We start from the raw sequence: 3,182 nt of genomic DNA, 5'->3' as shown, positions 1-3,182 counted from the left end.
TACTCTACCCCGTCCTCCGCCGGTTTCCCTATTTTTTCCTTCCCCCCCCCCCCCCCCCCCACCCCCCCCCCCCCCCCCTCCCCGCGGCGGCTATCGGATCTCGCGCAGCACCTCCAGGACGGCCGGCCCGTCCGGCGCCGTTCGGAGCCGGTCCCGGAAGGCGGAGTCCATCAACTTGCGCGACAGCAGTGCCAGGATCCGCAGGTGCTCGTCGCCGGCGGCGGCCTCCGGCACCGAGATCATGAAGACCAGCCGGGCCTTCGTCCCGTCCAGCGCCCCCCACTCGATCCCCTCGTCGGACCGGGCGAAGCCGACGGTGGGTCGCGTCACGGCGTCCGTCTTGGCGTGCGGGATCGCGATCGACTCACCGAGCCCGGTCGTCCCCTGCGCCTCCCGCGCCAGGGCGACCCGTACGAGCTCCTCCACGTCCCGCACGTTGCCGGTGGTGGCCAGCATCTCCGCCATTTCCCGGATCGCGGCCTCCTTGGAGTCCGATACGAGTTCCGTCCTGATCGTCCGCTCCGTCAGGTAGCCGGACAGCACCTCCTGCGGCTCCGTCACGACCGGGGCGGGCGCGGGCTTCGTCAGCACGGCGGTCCCCCCGGTCCCGACGGTGCCCACCGCGGCCGGACCCGTACCCGGGGCGGCGACCACCGCCGCTCCGACACCGGCCGGTACGGGCGACGCCGACACGGGCACGGCCGTGCCGGCGGCGCGGCGCTCCTTGATCTCGATCAGCGCGTTCGTCGTCAGCGCGGTCACCACCGTGCCCGCCACGATCGCGACGAGGAACCAGCCCACCCCGCTGATCGCGCCGAGCGCGGCCACGATCGGACCGCCGTGCGGGACGTGGTCACCGACGCCCGCGACGCCCGCGATGGCACCCGCCACCGCGCCGCCGAGCATGTTCGACGGGATGACGATGGCCGGCCGGGCCGCCGCGAACGGGATCGCGCCCTCCGAGATGCCGAACACACCCATGAAGAGCGCGGCCATGCCCGTGTCGCGCTCCTGCTCCGAGTAGAGCTTGCGGCGCAGCACCGTCGCGAGGCCCTGGCCGAGCGGCATGACCGGGATGGCCGCCGCGCACATGCCCATGACCGCGTAGTTGCCCGACGCGATGAGCCCCGTACCGAAGAGGAAGGCCGTCTTGTTGACCGGTCCACCCATGTCGAAGGCGATCATCAGGCCGAGGAGGGCGCCGAGCAGGATCGCACTGGTGCCGGTCATGCCGGACAGCCAGCTCGTCAGGCTCTCGAAGACCCAGGAGATCGGCTTGCCGACGACGTAGACGAAGAACAGGCCCAGCGCCGTCGTCGCGACGATCGGGATCACGATGATCGGCATGATCGGCTGGACGACCTTCGGGACCTTGACCTTCTTGATCCACAGGACCAGGTAGCCGGCCAGGAAACCCGTCACGATCGCGCCGATGAATCCCGCGCCCGACTTCGAGTCGTAGAGGGCGCCGGTGTTCGCGATGAACCCGCCGATCATGCCGGGCACCAGCGCCGGCCGGTCGCCGATGGCGTACGCGATGTAGCCGGACAGGATCGGGATCATCAAGGTGAAGCCGAGGACGCCGATCTGGAAGACGTGGTCCCAGAAGGTGCCGGGGGTGACCGCGTACCCCTCGGCCGTGGCGTGACCGCCCAGCGCGAGGGCGATCGCGATCAGCAGACCACCGACCACCACGAACGGAATCATGTACGAGACGCCGTTCATCAGCGCCTTGTAGGCGAGGCTGCGTTCCTTGCCACCGCCCGCGCCGCCGCCCGTCGCCGCGGCCGCGCCCTCCTGGACCGGTGCGTGCTGCACCCGCTCGATCAGTTCCTTCGGCTTGTGGACGCCGTCCGCGACACCCGTCGAGAGCACGCGCTTGCCGGCGAAGCGCTCCCGGTCGACCTCCTTGTCGGCGGCGATGATGATCCCGTCCGCCTCTCTGACATCGTTGTCAGAGAGCACGTTCTCGGCACCGATCGAGCCCTGCGTCTCCACCTTGATGTCCACGCCCAGCTCGGCCGCGGCCTGCTGGAGCTTCTCGGCGGCCATGTAGGTGTGCGCGATGCCCGTGGGGCACGCCGTGACGGCGAGCAGCTTCAGGCGCTTGTGCCCGTGCGCTCCTCCGTCACCGGAACGGCCGGCTGGACTGGTCACTGGAATCTCCTTCACGCCGTGGTCCAACGAGATCGCGCTTGCGCCCCGATCCCCTGGCATCCTCTCCCATGTAGGAGGCGGATCAAAAGTCCGAAAGGCCCCGAACCGTTCCGCCGGAGGTCCCCGAAACGGCGGCGACTTGTTTCCCGGCCGACTGGGGCGCGCTGCGCCGATCGGTGTAGATTCGTCATCAGTGTCAGGCGTCGCTGCTGATGGCGGTCGGGCGGTCCCCGTGACCGGCCGAGGGGAGAGAGGGCCCCCGACGGACTGTGCTCGGTGCCCCGCCCTGCCCAGGCAAGGACGGCGCGCGGCTCAGCCGTACCCACCCTCTCGAACCATGAGGAGCAGCACCCATGGACTTCAAGGTCGCAGACCTTTCCCTTGCCGCCTTCGGCCGCAAGGAGATCACCCTGGCCGAGCACGAGATGCCGGGTCTGATGTCGATCCGCCGCGAGTACGCCGAGGCCCAGCCCCTGGCCGGCGCCCGCGTCACCGGCTCCCTGCACATGACCGTGCAGACGGCCGTTCTCATCGAGACCCTCGTCGCCCTCGGCGCCGACGTCCGCTGGGCCTCCTGCAACATCTTCTCCACCCAGGACCACGCTGCCGCCGCCATCGCGGTCGGCCCGAACGGCACCCCGGAGGACCCGCAGGGCGTCCCCGTCTTCGCCTGGAAGGGCGAGACGCTGGAGGAGTACTGGTGGTGCACGGAGCAGGCGCTGACCTGGCCGAACACCCCCACCGGCGGCCCGAACATGATCCTCGACGACGGTGGTGACGCCACCCTCCTCGTCCACAAGGGCGTCGAGTTCGAGAAGGCCGGCGCCGTCCCGGACCCGTCCACGGCCGACTCCGAGGAGTACGCCCACATCCTCGCGGTGCTGACCCGCACCCTCGGCGAGGCCCCGCAGAAGTGGACGCAGCTCGCGTCCGAGGTCCGCGGTGTCACCGAGGAGACCACCACCGGTGTCCACCGCCTGTACGAGATGATGGCCGAGGGCTCGCTGCTCTTCCCGGCGATCAAC

Annotated in this window: 2 protein-coding genes; one reads left to right on the top strand and one right to left on the bottom strand. The window is 70.3% G+C overall.

What is annotated here, in order from left to right; translation table 11 throughout:
- Window positions 1-90: 90 nt before the first annotated feature.
- Window positions 91-2,157: a fructose-specific PTS transporter subunit EIIC gene (locus ACZ58N_RS38770; protein WP_471170359.1), complete on the bottom strand. Its 2,067-nt coding sequence runs from the start codon at window positions 2,155-2,157 to the stop codon at window positions 91-93.
- Between the two features lie 353 nt (window positions 2,158-2,510).
- Here ACZ58N_RS38770 and ACZ58N_RS38765 point away from each other — a divergent pair.
- A partial coding sequence (locus ACZ58N_RS38765; protein ID WP_471170356.1) for an adenosylhomocysteinase occupies window positions 2,511-3,182 on the top strand: 672 nt, incomplete at its 3' end.

The sequence above is a fragment of the Streptomyces sp. NPDC040432 genome, from assembly GCF_055595445.1.
The sequence above is the reverse complement of the archived record's forward strand: the minus strand, read 5'-3'. Positions and strand labels throughout refer to the sequence as shown.